The organism is Pseudomonas paralactis, assembly GCF_001439735.1.
GTDB classification, from domain to species: Bacteria; Pseudomonadota; Gammaproteobacteria; order Pseudomonadales; family Pseudomonadaceae; genus Aquipseudomonas; species Aquipseudomonas paralactis.
The window spans coordinates 210,556-234,516 of sequence record NZ_JYLN01000009.1 but is presented as its reverse complement, the minus strand read 5'-3'; the positions used below and the strand labels follow the sequence as shown (position 1 = coordinate 234,516).

Annotated in this window: 17 protein-coding genes and 1 rRNA gene; 12 read left to right on the top strand and 6 right to left on the bottom strand. The window is 61.1% G+C overall.

Annotated elements, in window-relative coordinates; all coding sequences use genetic code 11:
* Nucleotides 1–78: 78 nt before the first annotated feature.
* The 7 genes from rrf (at nucleotide 79) to TX23_RS21980 (ending at nucleotide 12,007) form a co-directional block, all read left to right on the top strand.
* Nucleotides 79–194, top strand: a 5S ribosomal RNA gene (gene rrf, locus TX23_RS22010).
* A 161-nt stretch (nucleotides 195–355) separates the two neighbouring features.
* Nucleotides 356–3,808, top strand: coding sequence for an exodeoxyribonuclease V subunit gamma (gene recC, locus TX23_RS22005; RefSeq protein ID WP_057704002.1), 3,453 nt, complete (start codon nucleotides 356–358; stop codon nucleotides 3,806–3,808).
* On the top strand, nucleotides 3,805–7,476 hold the full coding sequence (gene recB, locus TX23_RS22000) for an exodeoxyribonuclease V subunit beta (RefSeq protein WP_057704001.1): 3,672 nt from the start codon (nucleotides 3,805–3,807) through the stop codon (nucleotides 7,474–7,476). The genes recC and recB overlap by 4 nt, the downstream gene beginning before the upstream one ends.
* On the top strand, nucleotides 7,473–9,542 hold the full coding sequence (gene recD / locus TX23_RS21995) for an exodeoxyribonuclease V subunit alpha (RefSeq protein WP_057704000.1): 2,070 nt from the start codon (nucleotides 7,473–7,475) through the stop codon (nucleotides 9,540–9,542). Before recB ends, recD begins: the two co-directional genes overlap by 4 nt.
* A gap of 142 nt (nucleotides 9,543–9,684) precedes the next feature.
* Nucleotides 9,685–10,251: a YfiR family protein gene (locus tag TX23_RS21990; RefSeq protein ID WP_057703999.1), complete on the top strand. Its 567-nt coding sequence runs from the start codon at nucleotides 9,685–9,687 to the stop codon at nucleotides 10,249–10,251.
* On the top strand, nucleotides 10,248–11,510 hold the full coding sequence (locus tag TX23_RS21985; RefSeq protein ID WP_057703998.1) for a diguanylate cyclase domain-containing protein: 1,263 nt from the start codon (nucleotides 10,248–10,250) through the stop codon (nucleotides 11,508–11,510). The genes TX23_RS21990 and TX23_RS21985 overlap by 4 nt, the downstream gene beginning before the upstream one ends.
* Nucleotides 11,511–11,515: 5 nt before the next feature.
* Nucleotides 11,516–12,007: an OmpA family protein gene (locus TX23_RS21980; protein WP_057703997.1), complete on the top strand. Its 492-nt coding sequence runs from the start codon at nucleotides 11,516–11,518 to the stop codon at nucleotides 12,005–12,007.
* 127 nt (nucleotides 12,008–12,134) lie between these two features.
* Here TX23_RS21980 and TX23_RS21975 read toward each other — a convergent pair whose 3' ends face one another.
* A complete protein-coding gene (locus TX23_RS21975) occupies nucleotides 12,135–13,082 on the bottom strand; it encodes a LysR family transcriptional regulator (protein WP_057703996.1) in 948 nt (315 codons plus the stop codon).
* Between the two features lie 133 nt (nucleotides 13,083–13,215).
* Between TX23_RS21975 and TX23_RS21970 the strand changes: the two genes are divergently transcribed.
* Together TX23_RS21970 and mmsB are read left to right on the top strand one after the other, a co-directional pair.
* Nucleotides 13,216–14,733, top strand: a complete 1,518-nt coding sequence (locus tag TX23_RS21970) for a CoA-acylating methylmalonate-semialdehyde dehydrogenase (RefSeq protein WP_057703995.1) — start codon at nucleotides 13,216–13,218, stop codon at nucleotides 14,731–14,733.
* 15 nt (nucleotides 14,734–14,748) lie between these two features.
* Nucleotides 14,749–15,633, top strand: a complete 885-nt coding sequence (mmsB, locus tag TX23_RS21965) for a 3-hydroxyisobutyrate dehydrogenase (RefSeq protein ID WP_057703994.1) — start codon at nucleotides 14,749–14,751, stop codon at nucleotides 15,631–15,633.
* Nucleotides 15,634–15,742: 109 nt separating this feature from the next.
* Here the strand turns inward: mmsB and TX23_RS21960 are convergent, their stop codons facing one another.
* The gene (locus tag TX23_RS21960; RefSeq protein ID WP_003230905.1) at nucleotides 15,743–16,087 is read right to left on the bottom strand and encodes a cupin domain-containing protein; all 345 of its coding nucleotides are present in this window, start codon (nucleotides 16,085–16,087) and stop codon (nucleotides 15,743–15,745) included.
* Between the two features lie 365 nt (nucleotides 16,088–16,452).
* Here TX23_RS21960 and kynB point away from each other — a divergent pair, with 365 nt between their 5' ends.
* Both kynB and kynA read left to right on the top strand, forming a co-directional pair.
* Nucleotides 16,453–17,103 carry an arylformamidase gene (kynB, locus tag TX23_RS21955; protein WP_057703993.1) on the top strand — a complete coding sequence of 217 codons (651 nt, stop codon included), beginning with the start codon at nucleotides 16,453–16,455 and terminating at the stop codon, nucleotides 17,101–17,103.
* Complete coding sequence (gene kynA, locus TX23_RS21950; RefSeq protein ID WP_054896994.1) at nucleotides 17,100–17,957, top strand: tryptophan 2,3-dioxygenase; 858 nt, start codon at nucleotides 17,100–17,102, stop codon at nucleotides 17,955–17,957. Before kynB ends, kynA begins: the two co-directional genes overlap by 4 nt.
* A gap of 147 nt (nucleotides 17,958–18,104) precedes the next feature.
* On the opposite strand, the gene TX23_RS21945 is transcribed toward kynA, so the two are convergent.
* The 4 genes from TX23_RS21945 to antA form a co-directional block, all read right to left on the bottom strand.
* Nucleotides 18,105–19,505 (bottom strand): amino acid permease, encoded by a 1,401-nt coding sequence (locus TX23_RS21945; RefSeq protein WP_005791366.1) that lies wholly within the window; start codon nucleotides 19,503–19,505, stop codon nucleotides 18,105–18,107.
* A gap of 71 nt (nucleotides 19,506–19,576) precedes the next feature.
* On the bottom strand, nucleotides 19,577–20,584 hold the full coding sequence (gene antC / locus TX23_RS21940; RefSeq protein WP_057703992.1) for an anthranilate 1,2-dioxygenase electron transfer component AntC: 1,008 nt from the start codon (nucleotides 20,582–20,584) through the stop codon (nucleotides 19,577–19,579).
* Between the two features lie 149 nt (nucleotides 20,585–20,733).
* Nucleotides 20,734–21,225, bottom strand: a complete 492-nt coding sequence (antB, locus tag TX23_RS21935) for an anthranilate 1,2-dioxygenase small subunit (RefSeq protein ID WP_057703991.1) — start codon at nucleotides 21,223–21,225, stop codon at nucleotides 20,734–20,736.
* Nucleotides 21,225–22,616, bottom strand: coding sequence for an anthranilate 1,2-dioxygenase large subunit (antA, locus tag TX23_RS21930; protein ID WP_057703990.1), 1,392 nt, complete (start codon nucleotides 22,614–22,616; stop codon nucleotides 21,225–21,227). Before antA ends, antB begins: the two co-directional genes overlap by 1 nt.
* A gap of 312 nt (nucleotides 22,617–22,928) precedes the next feature.
* Here antA and TX23_RS21925 point away from each other — a divergent pair, with 312 nt between their 5' ends.
* The gene (locus tag TX23_RS21925; protein WP_057703989.1) at nucleotides 22,929–23,921 is read left to right on the top strand and encodes an AraC family transcriptional regulator; all 993 of its coding nucleotides are present in this window, start codon (nucleotides 22,929–22,931) and stop codon (nucleotides 23,919–23,921) included.
* The last annotated feature ends 40 nt before the right edge of the window (nucleotides 23,922–23,961 follow it).

The window sequence follows — 23,961 nt, the reverse complement described above, 5'->3', positions numbered from 1 at the left end:
CTCACAAAACACCGAAAGCTATCACATACCCAATTTGCTGAAGCGAGGCCATCTGGTCACGACTCAGTACCCGAATTTCTTGACGACCATAGAGCATTGGAACCACCTGATCCCATCCCGAACTCAGTAGTGAAACGATGCATCGCCGATGGTAGTGTGGGGTTTCCCCATGTGAGAGTAGGTCATCGTCAAGATTAAATTCCGAAACCCCTGTTTGCTAACGCAAACAGGGGTTTTGTTTTGGGCGGTCGAAAAGCGTCCACCTTGTCCCCGCACGCCTGTCAGGCTGTGCCCGCCCCGTGCGCCACAGTGCTAAAGTCCACCCCTCGATTTTGCTTTTCCCAAGGAAGCCGTTATGCCGGACGCGACGTCCCTTAGCCCAGGATTCATGGTGGTTCACGGCAACCGCCTGGACGAACTGCGCAGCCTGGTGGTCAGCTGGATGCGCCGTTATCCACTGGCGCCTTTGGAAAATGAGATCGCCCTGGTACAAAGCAACGGCATCGCCCAGTGGCTCAAGCTGGCCTTGGCTGAAGATCCGCAAGAAGATGATATGGGCGGCTGTGGCATTGCCGCAGCCATCGACGTACAACTGCCTGGCAGCTTTATGTGGCAGCTCTATCGCATCGTCCTGGGCCGCGACGAAATTCCACCCAAGTCCCTGCTCGATAAAGCCCCGCTGACCTGGCGCCTTATGCGTCTGTTGCCCGAACTCATCGACCAGCCGCATTTCGAGCCCCTACAGCGCTTCCTGACTCAAGACACCGACCTGCGCAAACGCTACCAACTTGCCGAGCGCCTGGCTGACTTGTTCGACCAGTACCAGGTCTACCGAGCCGATTGGCTGGAAGACTGGGCCGCAGGCCGGCATCAACTGCGCAATGGTCGAGGCGAATCCAAGCCCCTCAATCCCGCCAACTGCTGGCAAGCTGAGCTATGGCGTGCGCTGCTGCTGGATGTCGGAGAGGAGGGCATGGCTGAAAGCCGCGCCGGCGTTCACCAGCGCTTCATCGAACGCATCAACACCCTTGAGCAAGCACCTCCCGGCTTGCCTTCGCGAGTGATTGTCTTCGGCATTTCATCGCTGCCGGCCCAAGCACTGGAAGCCCTGGCGGGCCTGGCCCGTTTCAGCCAGGTTTTGCTCTGTGTGCATAACCCTTGCCGCCATCATTGGTCCGACATCGTCGCCGACAAGGATTTACTGCGTAACGAATATAAGCGCCAGGCGCGCAAAGCTGGTATGCCGGTCACTATCGACCCACAGACGTTGCACCAGCACGCCCACCCGCTGCTCGCAGCCTGGGGCAAGCAGGGCCGTGATTACATCAGTCTGTTGGACAGCTACGATGATCCCAACAGCTACCGCGCCGCATTTCGTGATGGGCGCATCGACCTGTTCAGCGACAGCGAACCCACCACCCTGCTCAATCAACTCCAGGACGATATCCTCGAACTGCGCCCGCTGAATGAAACCCGTGAATTCTGGCCCGCAGTCGACCTGGAGCACGATACGTCCATCCGTTTCCACATTGCCCACAGCGCCCAGCGCGAAGTGGAAATCCTCCATGACCAATTGCTCCAACGCTTCAGCGCCGATCCAGCGTTGCGCCCTCGGGACATCATCGTCATGGTCCCCGATGTCGACAGCTACGCACCGCACATCCGTGCGGTCTTCGGTCAGCTTGAGCGAAATGACCCACGCTTCATTCCATTTACTCTGACAGACCAAGGCCAGCGCGGCCGCGATCCCCTACTGATCGCCGTCGAACATCTGCTTAAGCTTCCCGACAGTCGTTTCCCCGTCAGTGAGATCCTCGACCTGCTTGACGTTCCCGCTTTGCGCGAGCGTTTTGCCATCAAAGAGCGCGACCTGCCCACCCTGCATCGCTGGATCGAAGGCGCCGGTATTCGCTGGGGGCTGAACGCCGAGCAACGCGCCGGTTTGGGCCTACCCGAAGAGCTGGAACAAAACAGCTGGCGATTCGGTCTGCGCCGCATGTTGTTGGGCTATGCCGTGGGCACGGGGACGGCCTGTGAAGGTATCGAGCCCTACGACGAAATCGGCGGCCTCGATGCGGCATTGATCGGCCCGCTGGTCGCCCTGCTTGACGCTTTGAGTGATGCCCATCAAGCGTTATCACAGCCTGCCTCACCCCAGGTGTGGGGCGAGCGACTGCAGCGCTTGATGCAGCTGTTCTTCCTGCCCAGCAGCGAACACGACGACTACCTCTTGGGCCAGCTTGAGCACCTGAGAGAGACCTGGCTGGAAACCTGCGAGTCTGTCGGCTTGCAGGACGAGTTACCCCTTACGGTCGTCCGTGAGGCATGGCTGGCCGGATTGGATCAGGGGCGTCTGTCCCAACGCTTCCTCGCCGGAGCTGTCAATTTTTGTACCCTGATGCCCATGCGCGCGATCCCGTTCAAGCTGGTTTGCCTGCTCGGCATGAACGACGGTGACTACCCACGCGCACAGCCGCCGCTGGACTTCGACCTGATGGGCAGCGACTACCGCCCCGGTGACCGTTCGCGCCGTGAAGACGACCGTTACTTACTACTCGAAGCGCTGCTCTCGGCACGCGACCAGCTCTATATCAGCTGGGTAGGCCGCAGCATCCGCGACAACAGCGATCGTCCGGCCTCGGTACTGATCGGCCAATTGCGCGACCACCTCGCCAGCGGCTGGCAGCACGCCAGCAGCGATAAGCCGCTGATTGACGCAATGACCCAGGAACACCCGCTCCAACCGTTCAGTGCGCGCTACTTTCACGAGGGCGATGCGCTGTTCAGCTACGCCCGCGAATGGCAATTGCTGCATGAAGCCCAGGAGGCCATACCCCCAGCGACTCTACTGGTGCCACACCAACAGGAAGAGCCCTTGAGTCTCGGCCAGTTGCAGGACTTCCTGCGTAACCCGGTCAAACATTTCTTCAGCCAGCGTCTGAAAGTATTCTTCGAAGCCGCAGAGGTGCCGCTGGCGGATGAAGAACCCTTCGTCCTCGACGCGCTGCAACGCTATAGCCTCAGCGACAGCCTGCTAACTGCTGCACTGACCCACCCCGATCACCTCGATCAGGCCCTCAATGCCCAAGCCCAGCGTTTGCAAGGCAGCGGGCTCTTGCCGATGGTCGGTTTCGGTGAGTGCCTGCGTAACGAGTTGATCGAGCCGTTGCCAGACCTGGTGCAGCGCTATCAACAGCTCCTGGCGCTGTGGCCGACCCCACATATCGGCGCTGAACCGGTCAGTTTTGAGTATCAGGGCATTCAGTTGGAAGGCTGGATCAGCGGCTTGCACCGACGCAGCGACGGCGGCTTGTTAAGCGTTACCACCATCCCCAACAGCATTGGCTCGATCAAAACACGCAAGTGGCATCGCCTGATTCGTCCGTGGGTCAACCATGTGGTGGCCTGCGCCTGCGGCCTGCCCTTGAGTACCGGCCTGGTAGCAAGTGACGACACCTTACTGCTCGCGCCGCTGGATAAACCTGTTGCCCAGGAAACCCTCGGTAACCTGCTGCTGGCCTGGCATACCGGCATGAGCGCTCCGTTACCCGTGGCAGTAAAAACCGCTTTCGCCTGGCTCGGCCAAACCGATCCTGCCAAGGCCCAGGCTGCAGCGAGCAAAGCCTATGAAGGTGACGGTATAACCACCGACGGCGAACGCCGCGAATCCCCCGCACTGACACGGCAATTCCCGGACTACGCCGCCTTGGTCGCCAGTGAAGAGTTCGAAGGCTGGTGCGAAACCCTGTATCGCCCGCTCATCAACGCACCCTGGCGATCACTTTCCAGCACGGAGGCCAGCGCATGATCGGCAAACCCCTGGCCCTGGCGTTCCCGCTTAAAGGCAGTCAGTTGATTGAAGCCAGTGCCGGCACTGGCAAGACCTTCACCATCTCCGCGTTATACCTGCGCCTGGTGCTCGGCCATGGCGGTGATGAATCCGGCTTCGGCCGTGAACTGCTGCCGCCACAGATTCTCGTCGTCACCTTCACCGACGCGGCCACCAAGGAACTGCGTGAGCGCATCCGCATCCGCCTGGCCGAAGCCGCACGCTTCTTTCGCGACGAAATCGAGCAGCCCGATGGGTTGATCGCCGATCTGCGTGCTCAGTACGCACCGCAGCAATGGCCCGCCTGCGCCAACCGCCTGGACATCGCCGCCCAATGGATGGATGAAGCCGCCGTCTCGACGATCCACAGTTGGTGCCAGCGCATGCTGCGCGAACATGCGTTCGACAGCGGCAGCCTGTTCACCCAGACCCTGGAAACTGACCATAGCGACCTGCTGGGCGAAGTGCTGCGCGACTACTGGCGATTGTTCTGCTACCCAATGCACGACGATGCCCTCAACTGGGTGCGCAACCATTGGGGCGGCCCCGCGGCGCTGATGCCACGGGTGCGTGCGTTGTTCGGCAGCGAGCGGCCCACCGACGAAACCCGCGAGCCAGCCGAACTGATCACCGCCTGCCTGCAAGAACGTCGTGCCGCGCTGGTTGCTCTCAAGGCACCGTGGCAACAATGGGCCGCCGAGCTGCGGGATATCTGCCTGCAAGCCGTCGCCGCCAAAGCCGTCGATGGGCGCAAGATGCAAGCGCGCTACTTCGAGCCCTGGTTCGAAAAGATCAGCGCCTGGGCCGCTGACGAAACCCTGGAACAACTGGACATCGGCACCGGCTTCACCCGCCTGACGCCTGACGGCATGGCCGAAGCGTGGAAAGGCGAGCCGCCGCAGCACCCTGGCATCGAGGCCATGGCCAGCCTCAAAGCCAGCCTCGACGCCTTGCCAACGCCCGACGCGGCGGTGCTGCAACACGCTGCCGGCTGGGTCGGCAAACGCTTCGAGGAAGAGAAACGTCGCCGCGCCGAGATGGGTTTTGACGACATGCTGATCCGCCTCAACGCCGCCCTTCAGGCCGACGGTGGCGAGCGTCTGGCCAGTGTGATCCGTGAGCAGTTCCCGGTGGCGCTGATTGATGAGTTTCAAGACACCGACCCGGTGCAATACAGCATCTTCGACAGCATCTACCGCATCGATGAAAACCACGTGGATAGTGGCCTGTTCCTGATCGGCGATCCCAAACAAGCGATCTACGCCTTTCGCGGCGCCGATATCTATACCTACTTGCGCGCTCGGCAGTCCACCACCGGCCGTCATCACACCCTGGGCACCAACTTCCGCTCCAGCCATGCGATGGTCGAGGCGGTGAACCACGTGTTCCAGCGTGCGGAAACCGGTCGTGGTGCGTTCCTGTTCCGTGAGCCCAATGGGGATAACCCGGTGCCGTTTCACCCGGTGCTGTCCCAGGGCCGCAGCGAACACCTGCACGTCGACGGCCAACCAATGCCGGCCATGAACCTGTGGCACCTGCCGACCGACCAGCCGATTTCCACTGCGGTTTACCGTCAGCACCTTGCCGCAGCCTGCGCCACGCAGATCGTTGCGTTGCTCAATAGTGGGCAACAAGGCACAGCCAGTTTTGTAAAAGAGGGCAACCTCAAGGGTGTATTGCCGTCAGACATCGCCATCCTTGTGCGCGACGGCAAGGAAGCCCAGGCCGTGCGCGCCGAGTTGGCCAGCCGTGGCGTGCGCAGTGTGTACCTGTCGGATAAAGACTCGGTGTTCGCCGCCCAGGAAGCTCACGACCTGCTGGCCTGGCTCAAGGCCTGCGCCGAGCCGGATGTCGAACGCCCGCTGCGCGCCGCGCTGGCCTGCGTCACCCTGAACCTGTCCCTGACGGAACTGGAGCGTCTGAACCAGGACGAATTGGCGTGGGAATCGCGCGTGATGCAGTTCCGTGGCTACCGCGCAATCTGGCGCACCCAGGGCGTGTTGCCGATGCTGCGTCGCCTGCTCCACGACTTCAAGCTGCCGCAAACCCTTATCGCCCGCAGTGACGGTGAGCGGGTGCTGACCAACCTGTTGCACCTTAGTGAGTTGCTGCAACAAGCCGCGTCGGAACTCGATGGTGAACAGGCATTGATCCGCCACCTGGCCGAACACTTGGCGCTGTCGGGCCAGGCCGGTGAAGAACAGATCCTGCGTCTGGAAAGCGATGAGCAATTGGTCAAGGTGGTGACCATTCACAAATCCAAGGGCCTGGAATACGACCTGGTGTTCCTGCCCTTCATCTGTTCGGCCAAACCGGTGGATGGCAGTCGCTTGCCGCTGCATTACCACGATGAACACGGCAAGTCCCAAGTGAGCCTGCGGCCGACGGCCGAACTGATTGCCCTGGCCGATGACGAGCGCCTGGCCGAAGACCTGCGTTTGTTCTACGTGGCCTTGACCCGCGCCAAACACGCCTGCTGGCTGGGCATTGCCGACCTAAAGCGCGGCAATAACAGCAGCTCGGTCTTGCATCTGTCGGCATTCGGCTATTTGCTGGGAGGCGGCACGTCGTTGGGCGAGTCCACCGGGCTGGCGCGCTGGTTGTTGGATTTACAGGAAGGGTGCCCGGCTATCCGTTATGGCCTTGTGCCGGATATCCAGGACATCCTGTTCCAGCCACCGCGCAATGAAGCGACCTTGCTCGCGCCGCTGCTGCCCAAACGCAAGGCTGCGGAAAACTGGTGGATTGCCTCCTACAGTGCCTTGCGCATTGGCGACAGCATGAGCGCCGCCAGCCTCGAAGCACCGGAAAGCCCCCAGGCCCAGAAACTGTTCGATGACGAACGCCTAGACCCCGATGCGCCACGGGAAGTGGTGGCGCCTGGCGGCGATATTCATCGTTTCCCACGCGGTCCTAATCCAGGCACCTTCCTCCACGGCTTGTTGGAATGGGCCGGTGAAGAGGGGTTCAACGTGACACCCGAGGCCATCGAAAAAGCCGTGGGCGCACGCTGTAACCGCCGCAACTGGGAAGGCTGGATCGTCACCCTCAGCGGTTGGTTGGGTCATCTGTTGCAAACGCCGTTGCCGCTGTACAACGACCACGTGACCTTAAGCGGCCTTCAGCAGTACCAGATCGAAATGGAGTTCTGGTTCGCCAGTCACAAAGTCGATGTGCTGGCCCTCGACAAACTGGTGTGCCAGCACACCCACGGCGGTGTTTCCCGTGTGGCCGCTGAGCCGGTGCTGCTCAACGGCATGTTCAAGGGTTTTATCGACCTGACGTTCGAACACGATGGCCGCTACTACGTGGCGGACTACAAATCCAACTGGCTCGGCCCCGACGATTCGGCCTACACCCAGCAAGCCATGGAGCACTCGATTCTTGAGCATCGGTACGACCTGCAATACGTACTCTACCTGCTGGCCCTGCACCGCCAGCTCAAGGCGCGCCTGCCGGATTATGACTACGACCAGCACGTCGGCGGCGCTCTGTACCTGTTTCTGCGTGGCACCCAGTCGGTGAGCCAGGGGGCGTATTTTACCCGGCCGCCCCGCGAACTGATCGAAAGTCTGGATCTGCTGTTCCAGGGCAAGCCTATCCCGCCCAAGGTCGAGCCCGTCTGGGAACAAGGAGTGTTGCTATGAGCCTGTCGCCGTTACCGCTGGAGGAGCTGGCACCGCTGAGTCGCGCCATCGACCTGGTGCAGTTGCTTGAGCGTTGGGTCGAGCGTGGCTGGTTGCGGGCCTTGGACAAAGCCTTCGTCGGCTTCCTGCATGAGCTTGACGCCCAGGCCGATCCCTTGGTTTTGTTGGCGGCCGCCTTGACCAGCCATCAACTGGGCCATGGTCACGTCTGCCTTGACCTGTTCGAAACCCTCAAGGCGCCTGACTTCGCCCTGTCATTGCCGCCCGAAGGCGACCTGCACACGGGCGCCATGCTGCTGCCGTCGCAATTGCTGCACGGCCTGGACGGTGCCCATTGGTGCCATGCCCTGGCGAGCAGCCCATTGGTAGCGCTGGCGGTCGATGGCAGCGACGCGGCCCAGAGTCGTCCGTTGGTGTTGTCTGGCAAGCGCCTGTACCTGCGCCGCTACTGGACCTACGAGCGCCGTATCGATCGCGCCCTGCGCCTGCGCCTTGCGAACGTGGAGCCCGCAGCTGCCGATTTGCCACAACGCCTCAACCGCCTGTTCGACCAACCGGCGCCCGACGGTGTAATTGACTGGCAAAAACTTGCCTGTGCCCTGGCAACCCGCGGCGCCTTCAGTATCGTCACCGGCGGCCCCGGCACCGGCAAGACCACCACCGTGGTGCGCCTGCTCGCGCTGCTGCAGGCACCCGCTGTGGAGTCCGGCAGCCCGCTGCGCATTCGCCTGGCTGCCCCGACCGGTAAAGCGGCTGCGCGACTGACCGAATCCATCAGCCAGCAAGTGCTGTCGCTGACCGTGCCCGACAGCGTGCGGGAAAAAATCCCGACCCAGGTCACCACGGTTCACCGCCTGTTGGGCAGCCGTCCGGGCACCCGCCACTTCCGGCATCACCTGGGTAATCCATTGCCGCTGGACGTGCTGGTGGTGGATGAAGCCTCGATGATTGACCTGGAAATGATGGCCAACCTGCTCGACGCCTTGCCGCCCCATGCGCGTCTGGTATTGCTGGGCGACAAGGACCAGTTGGCGTCGGTGGAGGCCGGTGCGGTGCTCGGCGATTTGTGCCGTGACGCCGAAGCTGGCTGGTACAGCCCGCAGACTCGGCAATGGCTGCAAGCGGTCAGCGGCGAAGACCTCAGTGCCAGCGGCCTGCACGAAGACCTCGACGCCAGTCATCCCCTGGCCCAGCAGGTGGTGATGCTGCGCTATTCGCGTCGTTTCGGCGAAGGCAGCGGCATCGGCCAGTTAGCGCGCTGGGTCAACCAGCAAAATGCCGAAGAGGCACGTCAACTGCTGGCCGCGCGCCGTCATGACGATCTGTTTTGCCTAAGCCTCAAGGGCGAGCATGACCACGCCCTTGAGCGCTTGGTGCTGGACGGGCAGGGCGACGGCGCCCAGGGTTATCGCTACTACCTGAACCTGCTGCAATCGGCACGCCCACCTCTGGATACGCCGCGCGATGACCCGGCCTGGACCCATTGGGCGCAACAGTTGTTGCAAGCCTTTGATGCGTTCCAATTGCTCTGTGCCGTGCGCAAAGGGCCCTGGGGGGTTGAAGGGCTGAACCAGCGCATCACCGCGGCCCTGCGCAAAGTCCGCCTGATCGAAGGCGACGAGCAGTGGTACGAGGGCCGTCCGGTCTTGATGACCCGTAACGATTATGGCTTGGGCCTGATGAACGGAGACATCGGCATCGCGCTGAAACTGCCCGAAAGCGATGGCGGCCCCCACGTCCTACGCGTGGCCTTCCCACGTAACGATGGCCAGGGTGGCGTACGTTTCGTGCTGCCCAGCCGCTTGAATGATGTAGAAACCGTGTATGCGATGACCGTGCACAAATCCCAGGGCTCGGAGTTCACCCATACGGCGCTGATCCTGCCGGATGCTTTGAACCCGGTGCTGACTAAAGAATTGATCTATACCGGTATTACCCGCGCCAAGCGCTGGTTCAGCTTGATCGAGCCCCGGGGTGGTGTGTTTGAAGAGGCGGTACGGCGCAAGGTCAAGCGTTTGAGCGGGTTGATGCTGGAGTTGGACGCCGCACCGGAAAAAACTGACTGACAGGTCATGAAATATTTCTGATTCAGATGTCTGATTTTTCTGAAAAAATAGTAGGCCCCGTGCCAGCCGTGCTGCGCGGGGGTTCCCGCCGCTGTGCTATCGTTGCGGCATCACCCTGGAAAATACCTGAGAGAAGTGCTGCATGAACGTGGCTGTCTCGCCCACAGAGCGCAGTTTGAGCTGGAGACGCATGTTGCGGGTGGCGGTTCTGTGCCTGCTCGCGCCGCAGGTATGGGCGCAGACGCCCAGCCTCGCCGAGCAGCGCGCCCAGGCGGTCACCCAGGTCGTGCTGGGTATTCTCAGCTACGCGCGGTGGCCGGTGGAGCCTGCGCAATTGCGGCTGTGCATTGTCGGGCCGACTCAGTACACCGATGACCTGGTCAAAGGCACTACCCAGGCCACCGGTCGTCCGGTGCGGGTGCGGCGCCTGCTGGTCGATCATCCGGATATCGTCAATGCCTGCGACGCGATCTACATCGGCAAAATCACGCCTGAGGAACGCAGCCGCCTGTTTACTTCATTGATTGGCCACCCTGTGCTCAGCATCAGCGAAGGGGGCGACCAATGCACGGTGGGCAGCCTGTTCTGCCTGCGTGTCAGCGATGAGCAGGTGTCGTTCGAGGTCAACCTGGATTCCGTCGCCCGCAGCGGCGTGCGTATCCATCCCAGTGTGTTGCAGTTGTCTCGCCGTCGAGCGCCTGGCTCATGAGCCGCGATAAAGTGCGGCCGACCCTGCGTTCGGTGATTGCTCGCGGGCATATGATCCTGGCGCTGGTGGCGGTCACCCTGGCCAGTGTGTCCCTGACCCTGCTCGGCGTGCTTGCCCTGCGGGTTTACGCCGAGCACAACCTGCACCTGATCGCCCGCTCCATCAACTACACCGTGGAAGCGGCCGTGGTGTTCAACGACAGCGCGGCGGCCACCGAAGCCCTGAGCCTGATTGCCTCCACCGAAGAAGTGGCCCAGGCAGAAGTATTTGATATCAACGGCAAGCTGCTGGCGCGCTGGGTTCGCCCGGAAACCGGCATGTTGTCACGGGTCGAGCTGCAAATAGCGCACGCCCTGCTCGAACAGCCCATCAGCCAGCCGATTCTGCGCCAGGGGCAAACTGTGGGCAGCATCCATCTGGTCGGCCACGGTGGCAGCCTGTTGCGCTTTTTGCTCAGCGGCCTGGTCGGGATTCTGATCTGCACAGCGCTCAGCGCCTGGGTGGCATTGCACCTGTCGCGGCGTCTATTGAATGGTATCACCGTGCCATTGCAACGCCTGGCTGCCGTCGCCCACGCCGCCCGCAGCGAGCGAGACTTCGACCGCCGCGTACCCTCGGCGCAGATCGCCGAACTCGACAGCCTGGGCAGCGACTTCAACGCCCTGCTCGGTGAGATGGAGGCATGGCAAAGCCATCTGCAGAGTGAAAACGAAACCCTGGCCCACCAGGCCAGCCACGACAGCCTCACCGGCCTGCCCAACCGCGCGTTCTTCGAAGGCCGCCTGATCCGCGCCTTGCGCAGCGCCGCCAAGGTCAACGAGCGAGTGGCGGTGTTGTTCCTCGACAGCGACCGTTTCAAAGACATCAACGACAGCTTCGGTCACGCTGCCGGCGACGCCGTGCTGGTGGCCGTTGCCGACCGCGTGCGTGCGCAACTGCGCGAGGATGATCTGGTGGCGCGGTTGGGCGGGGATGAATTTGCGGTATTGCTGGCGCCGCTGCACAAGGCCGAAGACGCCCATCGCATCGCCGACAAAATCATTGCCAGCATGGACATGCCGATCCCCCTGCCAGGCGATACCCAAGTGTTGACCTCCCTCAGCATCGGTATTGCCATTTATCCCGATCATGGCGCCACTCCCGGCACCTTGCTCAACGCCGCCGATGCGGCGATGTACCAGGCCAAACGCCTGTCTTCAGGCGGCCAGCAAACGGCGGAGTCGGAGCATCCCGTCGTCAACGTTCAACACAGGAGTTGATTCCCTTGTTCGCTAACACACGCGTTTTATTTATTTCCTTACTCTTTGCCTTCCTGGCCCTCAGCGGCTGCCAGACGCCACCACCCAAGGGCCTCACCCCGGCGCAAGTCGCCGTGCTCAAGCAGCAAGGCTTCGAGCTGACCGACGAGGGCTGGGCCTTCGGCCTGTCCGGTAAAGTCTTGTTTGGCAGCGACGTCGAAACCCTCAATAAACCCAGTACCGACATCGTCGAACGCATCGGCCAGGCCCTGGTAGGTGCGGGTATCGAGCGTGTGCGTGTCGACGGCCACACCGACGCCTCCGGCAAAGAACCCTACAACGTGGCACTGTCCCTGCGCCGCGCCAAAAGCGTGGGCAAGGTGCTGACCCGCGTGGGGATGAAAGAAGAAAACATCCAACTGCGCGGCCTGGGCAGCAGCGAGCCGGTGGCGCCGAATACGACGACAGCGGGCCGCACCGAGAATCGCCGGGTGTCGATCGTAGTGATCGCAGACTAAGCGGGTTCTCCTTCCCCCAGCTGAAATGCATTCAATATGTGGGAGCTGGCTTGCCTGCGATGGCGGTTGATCGGGAGATATAGCTTTTGCTGATGCACCGCTATCGCAGGCAAGCCAGCTCCCACATTCAGTCCGCAAACCGCATCTCCCGCGTCTGCCCCATCAACAACCCCTGATTCTGTTCAGTCACTTCGCGGATGTAATCCCACAACAACGTAATCCGCTTCAACTTCCTCAAATCCTCCCGGCAATACATCCAGAACTGCCGCGTAATCGCAATCTGCTCTCCCAGCACCGGCAACAAGCGCGGGTCCTGCGCGGCCAGAAAGCACGGCAATATCGCCATCGACCGGCCTTGCTGCGCCGCCACGTACTGGGCGATCACGCTGGTACTGCGCAAACTCGCGCTGGCGCCGGGTACGACGTTGGCCAGGTACAGCAGCTCCGAGCTGAACGCCAGGTCATCCACGTAGCTGATAAACGGATGCTCAGCCAAATCCGCAGGCTTGCGGATCGGTGGGTGTTGGTCGAGGTAGTCCTGGGTGGCGTACAGCTGCAGTTTGTAGTCGCACAGTTTGCAGCACACATACGGCCCGTGTTCCGGGCGCTCCAGGGCGATGACGATGTCGGCTTCGCGCTTGGACAGGCTGATGAAGTGGGGCAGGGGCAGGATGTCCACCGAGATCGCGGGATAGGTGTCGACGAAATGGCTCAGTTGTGGGGTGATAAAGAAGCTGCCGAAACCTTCGGTACAGCCCATGCGCACATGCCCGGACAGTGCCACGCCCGAGCCGGAGACTTGCTCGCAGGCCATGTGCAGCGTGCTTTCGATGGATTCGGCGTAGCCGAGCAAACGCTGGCCTTCGGTAGTGAGCACGAAGCCGTTGGTCCGGGATTTTTCGAACAGCAGCGTACCAAGGGACACTTCCAGTGAACTGATGCGCCGCGACACGGTGGTGTAGTCCACCGCCAGGCGCTTGGCGGCCACGCTGGCCTTGCGGGTGCGGGCTACTTCGAGGAAAAACTTCAGGTCATCCCAGTTCAGGGCGCCCAGGGAGGTGATGTTTTTTTGCATATTGGACCGGCTTTTATGTGCGTTCTTATTAGAGATTTGCACATCTATACTCCAAAAACAGTCCGAACGCCTCATTCTTCAAGGCGATTCAACGCCTTGGTTCTCTGCATAACTACAAGATTCTGGAGACCACATGAACGCATCTGCCGATATTTCCGTGCAACAGGTCAAGTTGCTGATCAACGGCGAGTGGGTCGAGTCCAAAACCACCGAGTGGCAAGACATCGTCAACCCGGCCACCCAGCAAGTGCTGGCCAAAGTCCCGTTCGCCACTGCCGATGAAGTCAACGCTGCCATTGACGCTGCCCATCGCGCCTTCCAGACCTGGAAGCTGACGCCGATCGGTGCGCGGATGCGCATCATGCTCAAGCTGCAAGCCCTGATCCGTGAACATTCCAAGCGTATCGCCGTGGTCCTCAGCGCCGAGCAGGGCAAGACCATTGCCGATGCCGAGGGCGATATTTTCCGTGGCCTGGAAGTGGTCGAACACGCCTGTTCCATCGGCACCCTGCAAATGGGCGAATTCGCCGAAAACGTTGCCGGTGGCGTGGACACCTACACCCTGCGCCAGCCTATCGGCGTGTGCGCCGGCATCACCCCGTTCAACTTCCCGGCGATGATTCCGCTGTGGATGTTCCCGATGGCGATTGCCTGCGGTAATACCTTCGTACTCAAGCCTTCCGAGCAAGACCCGTTGTCGACCATGCTGCTGGTGGAACTGGCGCTGGAAGCCGGCGTACCGGCGGGCGTGCTCAACGTGGTGCACGGCGGCAAGAGCGTGGTGGATGCACTGTGCACCCACAAAGACATCAAGGCGGTGTCCTTCGTCGGCTCGACGGCTGTGGGCACCCATGTCTACGACCTGGCCGGCAAGCACGGCAAACGCGTGCAATCGATGATGGGCGCCAAGAACCACGCGGTGGTGCTGCCGGATGCCAATCGCGAGCACACCCTCAATGCCCTGGTCGGTGCCGGGTTCGGCGCGGCGGGCCAGCGTTGCATGGCCACTTCGGTGGTGGTGCTGGTGGGTGCGTCCAAGCAATGGCTGCCGGACCTCAAGGCCCTGGCGCAAAAACTTAAAGTCAATGCCGGCAGCGAAGCCGGCACGGACGTTGGCCCGGTGATTTCCAAGCGCGCCAAGGCACGTATCCTTGAGCTGATCGAAAGCGGCGTCAAAGAAGGCGCCAAGCTGGAGCTGGACGGCCGCGACATCAAGGTGCCGGGTTTTGAGCAAGGCAACTTTGTCGGCCCGACGCTGTTCTCGGGCGTAACCACTGACATGCGCATCTACACCGAAGAAATCTTCGGCCCGGTGCTGGTGGTGCTGGAAGTCGATACCCTCGATGAAGCCATCGCGCTGGTCAACGCCAACCCGTTCGGCAACGGCACGGGCCTGTTCACCCAGAGCGGTGCGGCGGCGCGTAAATTCCAGAGCGAAATCGATGTGGGCCAGGTCGGCATCAACATCCCGATTCCGGTGCCAGTGCCGTTCTTCAGTTTCACCGGCTCCCGTGGTTCCAAGCTCGGCGACCTCGGCCCGTACGGCAAGCAAGTGGTGCAGTTCTACACCCAGACCAAAACCGTCACCAGCCGCTGGTTTGATGACGACACGGTCAACGATGGCGTCAACACCACCATCAACCTGCGCTGAACCCGGGAGACGACCATGAAAATTGCATTTATCGGCCTGGGCAACATGGGCGCGCCCATGGCCCGCAACCTGATCAAGGCTGGGCACACGCTTAACCTGTTCGACCTGAACCAGGCGGTACTCAAGGAACTCGCCGGACTGGGCGGCACCATCAGCAGCTCGCCGCGTGATGCGGCCCAGGGCGCCGAACTGGTGATTACCATGCTGCCGGCCGCCGCCCACGTGCGCAGCGTGTGGCTCAATGACGACGGCGTGCTCGCGGGCATCGGCAAAGGCATCCCAGCGGTGGATTGCAGCACCATCGATCCGCAAACCATCCGTGATGTCGCGGCAGCGGCGGCGAAACAAGGTGTGGCCGTGGCCGATGCACCGGTCTCCGGTGGCACCGGCGGTGCCCAGGCCGGGACGCTGACCTTTATGGTCGGCGCCAACCCGGAACTGTTCGCCACCCTGCAACCGGTGCTGGCGCAGATGGGCCGCAACATCGTGCACTGCGGCGATGTCGGCACCGGCCAAATCGCCAAGATCTGCAACAACCTGCTGCTGGGTATCAGCATGGTCGGTGTCAGCGAAGCCATGGCCCTGGGCGATGCGCTCGGCATTGATACGCAAGTGCTGGCCGGGATCATCAACAGCTCCACCGGGCGCTGCTGGAGTTCCGATACCTACAACCCTTGGCCGGGTGTGATCGAAACCGCGCCATCATCGCGTGGCTATACCGGTGGTTTTGGTGCCGACCTGATGCTCAAGGATTTGGGCCTGGCCACCGAAGCCGCACGCCAGGTGCACCAGCCGGTGATCCTCGGCGCAGTGGCCCAGCAGCTGTATCAATCGATGAGCCAGCGTGGGGAAGGGGGCAAGGACTTCTCGGCGATCATCAACAGCTATCGCAAGCTGTAGGAGCGAGCTTGCTCGCGAAAAATGTGAGAGCAACGCGTTCATCCTGGATGAGCGCGTTTTCGTTGGCGATCTTCGCGAGCAAGCTCGCTCCTACAGGGACGGGGATGGGTCAGGCAAACACAAAATACTTACGCACTGTCTCGACCACTTCCCACGTCCCCTTCATCCCCGGCTCCACCACAAAGATATCCCCAGCGCGCAGATGGATCGGCTCCATACCTTCAGGCGTGATCACGCAGTAGCCTTCCTGGAAATGGCAGTATTCCCACTTCACGTATTCCACGTACCACTTGCCCGGCGTGCAGATCCAGGTGCCCATGATTTTGCTGCCGTCTTCGCTGGTGTAGGCGTTGAGGTTGACGGTGTGCGGGTCGCCTTCAAGCTTTTCCCATTTGCAGGCATCCAGGACCGGCAGTGGGTGGGTGTCGCGCAGTACGGTGATGGGCTTGGACATGATGACTCCGAGGCAAGGGAAGGGAAAGCTCAACCCTAAGGCCTCGGGCGTTGCGCCAGTGGTCTGAACTCGACATTGGGATGCCCAGAAGCGCAGTCACCTGAACACCGCAGTCCCCTGTGGGAGCCGGGCTTGCCCGCGATGACGCTGGCACAACAAGCATCTCCATTGCCTGACACTCCGCTATCGCGGGCAAGCCCGGCTCCCACAGGAGGTCTTGGTGTATCTGAGCGACAGATCTGTGCATCAAACCGCTGTTTCCTCGCAGTAACTGCGAAAGAATTCGCGCTTGGCGCCAGAATTCGCAAGAAAATTCAGAGCTGGCCCTCGTATCATTCACCCCAGTACCCAGTGAGAGCCTCGCAATGAACCCAATAAAAACGTGGTGGGATATCAGCCCGCCCTTGAGCACGGCGACCCCGACCTGGCCGGGCGATACGCCGTTTCAGGAGGAGCGCGTGTGGCAGTTCGGCCCGGAGTGCCCGGTGAATGTGGGGCGCGTCACCCTGTCGCCGCACACCGGTGCCCATGTGGATGCGCCGCTGCACTACAGCGCCGATGGCGCACCCATTGGCGAAGTTTCCCTGGATGTGTACATGGGCCCGTGCCGGGTATTGCATTGCCTGGGCAGCGGCGCATTGGTGCAGCCCCATCAGTTGCAAGGACGTGTGGATAACCTGCCGGAGCGCGTGCTGCTGCGCACTTATCCACAAGCGCCACTCACTCAATGGGATTCGAACTTCACCGCCATCGCCCCGCAAACCATTGAGCTGCTCGCCGGTCTCGGTGTGCGTCTGATCGGTATCGATACGCCGTCCCTGGACCCGCAACAATCCAAGACCATGGATTCCCACAACGCCGTGGCGCGCCATGGCATGGCGATCCTCGAAGGCATCGTGCTCGATGACGTGCCGGAGGGCGACTACGAACTGATCGCACTGCCGCTGCGTTTTGCCAACCTGGACGCGAGCCCGGTGCGCGCCATTCTCCGCCCGCTCAAGGAGCCCACGCGATGAGCCAATGTCCTTTCTCAGCTGATTACCAACCGCCGGAAGAATGGCATAACGCCGAGCTGAATTTTTCCGAGTCCATGAGCTATGGCGATTATCTGGACCTGGGCAAAGTCCTCAGCGCCCAGCACCCGCTGTCGCCGGACCACAACGAAATGCTCTTCATCATCCAGCACCAGACCTCTGAGCTGTGGATGAAACTGATGCTGCACGAACTCAAGGCCGCCCGCGAACATGTGCGCCTGGGTGAGCTGCCGCCGGCGTTCAAGATGCTGGCGCGGGTGTCGCGGATCTTCGATCAACTGGTGCACGCCTGGGCCGTGCTGGCGACCATGACGCCGTCGGAGTACAAGGCGATTCGCCCGTTCCTGGGGCAGTCGTCGGGGTTTCAGTCGTTCCAGTACCGCGAGATCGAATTCATCCTCGGCAACAAAAGCCCGGCGCTGCTGCGGCCCCATGCCCATCGCCCGGAGTTGCTGCAGCAATTGCAGGTAGCGATTGCCACGCCGTCGCTGTATGACGAGGCGGTGAACCTGATGATCAAGGCAGGGCTGGCGATTGACCCTCAGCGCGCCGAACGCGACCCGACGGCGGCCACGGTGCACGATGAATCGGTGGAAGCGGCGTGGCGCGAGGTGTATCGCGACCCGAATCGCTACTGGGACTTGTATCAATTGGCCGAGAAGTTTATCGACCTGGAAGATTCGTTCCGCCAGTGGCGCTTCCGGCATGTCACCACGGTGGAGCGCATCATCGGCTTCCAGCCGGGTACTGGCGGCACCGAGGGCGTGGGCTATTTGCGCAAGATGCTCGATACGGTGTTGTTCCCTGAACTCTGGCGAGTACGTTCCACCCTCTAAACAAAAAAGCCCCGGATCTCCGGGGCTTTTTTCTAGGTGAAATACAGTCAATTGTGGGAGCTGGCTTGCCTGCGATTACGGTGTATCAGTCGGCTCATCCATTGGCTGACACGCCGCAATCGCGGGCAAGCCCGGCTCCCACAGGGGTTACTGGGTTACGGCAACCTTCCCGTTTCTGATCCGAAACCGATAGGCGATGTAGATAATTCCCACCCACACCGGCATCGCATACACCGACTCGCGAATCCCCGGAATCGCCAGCATCACCCCGATGATCATCACCATGAACGCCAGGCACAGGTAGTTGCTGAACGGGAACCAGAAGGTCTTGAACGACGGCGTCACGCCTTGCTCGCCCATGGCCTTGCGGAACTTGATGTGGGTCAGGCTGATCAGCGCCCAGTTGATCATCAGCGACGCGACCACCAGGGCAAACAGCAACTCCAGTGCACTGTGCGGCGCGACGTAGTTGACCACCACGCACAGCATCGTCACCAACGCCGAAATCGCCAACGCCCGCAGCGGCACGCCTTGCTTGTTGAGCTTCATCAGTGCCTTGGGCGCGTCACCTTGCTCGGCCAGGCCGAACAACATGCGGCTGTTGCAGTACACCCCGCTGTTGTACACCGACAACGCCGCGGTCAGCACCACGAAGTTGAGAATGTGGGCGGCGGTGTCGTTGCCGATCAACGAGAAGATCTGCACAAACGGGCTGCCGCTGTAGGCATCGCCCGACGCGCCGAGGGTTTGCAGCAGTTGATCCCACGGGTACAGCGACAACAGCACGGTCAGCGCACCGACATAGAAAATCAGAATGCGGTACACCACCTGGTTGATCGCTTTGGGGATCACCTTGCGCGGTTCGCTGGCCTCGGCGGCGGTGATGCCGACCAGTTCCAGGCCGCCGAACGAGAACATGATGAAGGCCATCGACATCAACAGCCCCATGCCGCCATTGGGGAAGAACCCACCGTGGCTCCACAGGTTGCTGACCGAGGCTTGCGGGCCGCCGGTGCCGCTGAACAGCAGGTAGCAGCCGAGCACGATCATGCCGACAATCGCCACCACCTTGATGATCGCAAACCAGAACTCGGCTTCACCGAAGAACTTCACGTTCAGGGTGTTGATCAGGTTCACCGCAACAAAGAACACCAGCGCGCTGACCCAGGTTGGAATCTCCGGCCACCAGAACTGGATGTACTTGCCCACGGCCGTCAGTTCGGCCATGCCCACCAGCACGTAGAGCACCCAGTAGTTCCAGCCCGCCAGGAAGCCCGCGTAACCGCCCCAGTATTTATGTGCGAAGTGGCTGAAGGACCCGGCCACCGGCTCTTCGACGATCATCTCGCCGAGCTGGCGCATGATCAGGAACGCGATAAACCCGGCCACCGCATAGCCCAGGATCATTGACGGCCCCGCCGACTTGAGTACCCCGGCCGAGCCGAGGAACAAGCCTGTACCAATCGCACCTCCCAAGGCGATCAGCTGAATGTGCCGGTTCTTCAGGCCTCGCTTGAGGCCCACCGGGTTAACCATGTCATCCGCCATTAACATTCCCTTCTACTTGTTTTTCTCAAGGGTGATTGCACGCCGCATCGGCCCCTCAGAACTGCTGAGGGTCAGATATTACTCTGCGTAAACTTTTCGTAATACAGCTGAACGCCATCAAGTGCCTGATCCGCCAGCCATTGTTGGATGGATTCGACCATCGGAGGGGGGCCGCACACGTACATATCCGCCGATCTGTCCCGCAATTCGGCCAGGTCGAAATGTTCGGTCAGGTAGCCGCGTTTGCCAGCCCACTCGGTTGAGGCGTCGCTCAGTACTTCGGTGTAGCGAAAGTTAGGGATTTTCGCCGCGTAGGCGTGGATACGCGCCGCTTCACATAAATCTTCGGCGCCGCGCACGCCGTAATACAGATGCACAGGTTGCGTGCAGCCGTTGACGGCCAGCTCATCAAGCATACCCAGCAGCGCCGACAACCCGGTGCCGCCCGCCACCAGTACCAGCGGTTGGGTGACGTGCCGCAGATAAAACGCCCCCAAGGGCGCCTCCATCAACATTTCATCACCTGCCTGGCAGCGTTCACGCAGGTAGTTGCTCATGACTCCATCGGGCAGCAGGCGGACCAGAAACTGCAATTGACTGCCCGGCCGGTTGGCGAAGGAATAGGAGCGCCAACTATCGGTGCCGGGCACCGACAGACGTGCGTATTGGCCCGGCAAAAAATCCAGTGGCTGCTCCAGTTGCAGCTGCAAAATGGCGGTGCTGGTCGACACCTGCTGCACCGCGCTCACCGTGCCGCGTACCTGTGCGGGTCCTGGGGCGTTGCACAGGCTCGAATCAAAGTCGAAATAAAAGGTGGCGTCGGACTTCACCCGGGTCTGGCAACTGAGCATCTTGCGCTGTTGCAGGTCGAGGCTGGAGAGCGCTTCCTCGTCGACATAGTCCTGGGTGTAATCACCGGATTCGCAGCGCCCCTGGCAAGTGCCGCACACGCCTTCGCGGCAATCGAGCGGGATCTTGATGCCGTTGCGCAGGGCTGCATCCAACAGGATTTCATGGGCGCCCACCGGGAAGAATAGGGTCTTGCCATCGGCAAAACTGAAGGCCACTTTGTGATTCATTCACATAACTCCGTGAATAGGTATGAACCCCTTGTAGGAGCGAGCTTGCTCGCGAAGAACGTCAACGATGACGCGGGACATCCTGAATGAACGCGGCGTACTTACGTTTTTCGCGAGCAAGCTCGCTCCTACAGGGGAATGCGGCACCATTACAGGTGATAGAAATCCAGCACCGAGTTGATGGTGTCGTTGAGCAGCAGGGCGTGCTTGCGCGTGATCAGCCAGCTGTCGCCCTCGGGCTTGAGGCGATAGGTTGCGTGCCCATAGAACTGCTCGGAAGTAGCCAGCCGATAAAACAGCGTGTGCCAGTTCAAACGCACCTCCAGCGTGCCGTCGGCCTGCTCGGCAATGCGCACGTTGTTGATCAGGTGCAAGGTGCGCGGCATCGGCGTGGCAGAGGCGGCTTTGCCGGTGCGCAGGCGGAACACACGGTCTTCCAGGCCCGAACGGTTGGCGTAGTAGATCAACGACATCTCGCGCTTGGGGTCTTGGGTGTAGACGTGTTCCGAGTCCCATTGCGGCAGGTGGAATTCACTCTGCGGGTCAAATAGCTCCACGTAGGAGTCCCAGTCCTGGGCGTCGCACAGCTCGGATTTGCGGTAGAAGAACTGCTCGACCCGGTACTGCAATTGCGCATTCATCACTTCACCTCCCGCAGGCTCAGGGCCCGCTGGTCCAAACCCTTGAGCAGAAACCGTTGCCAATTGCGGTGCTGGTTGACGTACAAGCCTTCGTGGGTGAACTCAGTGCCGGTCATGGCTGGTTGAATGCCGATGGCTTCGCTGTTGGGCGTCGGCCCGGTCTCCCAGCGATGGCTGCCGCGAGAAATATCGCTCCAGCGCTCCAGACGGCCCTGGAAACCGCGCTGGGCTTCGCGAAATTCCACCAGGTCATCCGGCGTGCCCATGCCCGAAACGTTGAAGAAGTCTTCGAACTGGCGAATCCGGTTTTCGCGATCGGCGTCGGATTCACCCTTGACCCCCAGGCATTGGCTGATGATCTCGGTCTTGTTCCAGGCCACCGGGCGGATGATGCGCAACTGCGAGCTGATCTGGTCGAGGAAAAACAGGCTGGGGTAGATGTTCAGGTTGCGCAGGCGGTGCATCATCCACTCGGCCTTCTGCTGGCCATGTTCGGCCACCAGGCGCGGCATGATGGTGGCGTAGCCGGAGCGCACGCTGGGGTTGGGCATGTCGCTGAACAACACACTGTGGCCGTTATTGAAGGCGAACCAGCCGTCATCGGTATTCGCGTCGCCGGCGCCGAGCTTGCTGTAGTCCAGCGTCGTGCTGGAACCCGCGCCGTTCTCGGTATTGACCTGCTGGCGGTGCTGCACGGTGGCCACATAGTTGTAGTGCACGGTGCTGACGTGATATCCGTCCAGGCCGTTTTCGTTTTGCAGCTTCCAGTTGCCGTCGTAGGTATAGGCCGACTTGCCCGGCAGCACTTCCAGCTCACCGGTGGCCGATTGCGCCACCATCATGTCGAAGAACACTTTGGCATCGCCCAGGAAATCTTCCAGGCTGTTGGTGCCGTTCACGTCCAGGCTGATAAACACAAAGCCCTTGTAGCTTTCGATGCGGGCCTTTTTCAGGCCGCGGGTGGCCTTGTCGAAACTCTCCGGGTATTCCCCCGGCGCCTTGACCTTCACCAGCCGACCATCGCTTTTGTAGCACCAGGCGTGGAACGGGCAGGTGAAGGTGGACTGGTTGCCCTTGCCCACGCGGGTGAGGGTAGTGCCGCGGTGCTGGCAGGCATTGATCAGCGCGTTGAGCCGACCTTCGCCGTCGCGGGTGATGATCATCGGCTGGCGCCCGGCGCGCATCGTCACGAAGTCGTGGTTATTGGCCAGTTCGCTTTCATGGCAAGCATAGATCCAGTTTTTCTCGAAGATCAGCTCCATCTCCAGGTCGAACAGTTCGGGCTCGGTGAACATGTCGCGGGCAATGCGGAACACTTCATCTGCCGGGCGAAAGTCCAGGCAGCTTTCGACAAAGGTTTTCCACTGCTCGACGGTTCTTGCACCACTCATGGGAGGCACCTTTTGATAATGGCTAAACGGGTAAACCATTAAGGCGCTGCGAAGGGGCGGTGGGCTATCCGATTAATGGGGCAAGATGGGCCGCAAAGTTGGGCAGCAAATACCCAACCCGGTGCGGCGCGGTGACGCAATGGGCTACTGTCATTGCAGGTGATGGTCGCAAAAAACCTGAATTTATCCACATAGTCGACGGTTGCTATCCACACGGTTGCGACTGCGCCGACGTGGCTTGGAACTTGCTGTCGATGTTCAACGACGCGCCGCCAGAGCGCGCAAACGCCTAACCGCCGTGGGTGCAGCCCGATGAGTAGCCAGACACGCGATATTCATATTCAACGCTTCGACCTCGAAGGCGCCCGCAGCTGGATGTCGGGCATCTGCGGTCCCCATCGCCTGGCGACGGCCACCCCCGAGCGCCTGCGATTTCATCACAGCGCCAATGTGTTCAAATCCCGCGCCACCACCCTGGGCGTGATCGAATACGGTACCGACGTGACCATCGACATCGAAGACGCCGAGCACTTCAGCAGCTACAGCTTGAGCCTGCCGCTGGTGGGCGAGCAGGAGCTGAGCAAGAACGGTGAGCGCTTGAGTTCCAACCGCGACCAGGGCGTGATCATTTCGCCCAACGAGCACCAGGTGCTGGCGATTTCCGGTGACTGCCGCAAGTTGCAGGTGGTGATCACACGGGCGGCGATGAGCGAGTCATTGGAAGGTTTGCTGCAACGGCCCATCGATGCGCCGCTGCGCTTCGAATCGGTGATGGATGCTGTGGACGGCGCCCCGGCTTCGTGGTGGCGCATGGCGCGATACTTCATCGCCGAACTGGAATGCAGCAGCGAGTTGTACGAGCAGGCGGCGTTTACCCGTGACCTGGAAAGCTCGCTGATCAAGGGGCTGATCCTGGCCCAGCCGAATAACTACTCCGAAGAATTGCGCGAAGTGTTGGGGGTGAAACTGCCGCACTACTTGATTCGTGCGCGGCAATATATTCATGACAACGCCCGTGAAGCCGTGCACCTGGAAGACCTGGAAGTGGCAGCCGGGGTGTCGCGGTTCAAGTTGTTCGATGCCTTTCGCAAGTACTTCGCGCTGTCGCCCATGGCGTATCTGAAGAAGCATCGGTTGGGGGCGGTGCGCCAGGAGATTCTGGAGCAGGGCTCGATCCGTACCATCTCTGAAATCGCCCTGGGTTGGGGTTTTACACACTTGGGGCGGTTTTCGGCGGAGTACCGCAAGCTGTTCGATGAGTCGCCCAGCCAGACATTGCAACGCAAGCGCCTGCGCAGCCTTTGAAAACAATGAAGACCCAAATGTGGGAGGGGGCTTGCCCCCG

Coding starts and splice junctions, on each gene's coding strand:
- TX23_RS21945 (WP_005791366.1), bottom strand. CDS start 19,505: ATGGCGGATGACATGGTTAACCCGGTGGGCCTCAAGCGAGGCCTGAAG.
- antB (WP_057703991.1), bottom strand. CDS start 21,225: ATGAATGCGCAATTGCAGTACCGGGTCGAGCAGTTCTTCTACCGCAAA.
- recB (WP_057704001.1), top strand. CDS start 3,805: ATGATCGGCAAACCCCTGGCCCTGGCGTTCCCGCTTAAAGGCAGTCAG.
- TX23_RS21990 (WP_057703999.1), top strand. CDS start 9,685: ATGAACGTGGCTGTCTCGCCCACAGAGCGCAGTTTGAGCTGGAGACGC.
- kynA (WP_054896994.1), top strand. CDS start 17,100: ATGAGCCAATGTCCTTTCTCAGCTGATTACCAACCGCCGGAAGAATGG.
- antA (WP_057703990.1), bottom strand. CDS start 22,616: ATGAGTGGTGCAAGAACCGTCGAGCAGTGGAAAACCTTTGTCGAAAGC.
- mmsB (WP_057703994.1), top strand. CDS start 14,749: ATGAAAATTGCATTTATCGGCCTGGGCAACATGGGCGCGCCCATGGCC.
- TX23_RS21975 (WP_057703996.1), bottom strand. CDS start 13,082: ATGCAAAAAAACATCACCTCCCTGGGCGCCCTGAACTGGGATGACCTG.
- TX23_RS21925 (WP_057703989.1), top strand. CDS start 22,929: ATGAGTAGCCAGACACGCGATATTCATATTCAACGCTTCGACCTCGAA.
- recD (WP_057704000.1), top strand. CDS start 7,473: ATGAGCCTGTCGCCGTTACCGCTGGAGGAGCTGGCACCGCTGAGTCGC.
- TX23_RS21985 (WP_057703998.1), top strand. CDS start 10,248: ATGAGCCGCGATAAAGTGCGGCCGACCCTGCGTTCGGTGATTGCTCGC.
- TX23_RS21970 (WP_057703995.1), top strand. CDS start 13,216: ATGAACGCATCTGCCGATATTTCCGTGCAACAGGTCAAGTTGCTGATC.
- kynB (WP_057703993.1), top strand. CDS start 16,453: ATGAACCCAATAAAAACGTGGTGGGATATCAGCCCGCCCTTGAGCACG.
- TX23_RS21960 (WP_003230905.1), bottom strand. CDS start 16,087: ATGTCCAAGCCCATCACCGTACTGCGCGACACCCACCCACTGCCGGTC.
- antC (WP_057703992.1), bottom strand. CDS start 20,584: ATGAATCACAAAGTGGCCTTCAGTTTTGCCGATGGCAAGACCCTATTC.
- recC (WP_057704002.1), top strand. CDS start 356: ATGCCGGACGCGACGTCCCTTAGCCCAGGATTCATGGTGGTTCACGGC.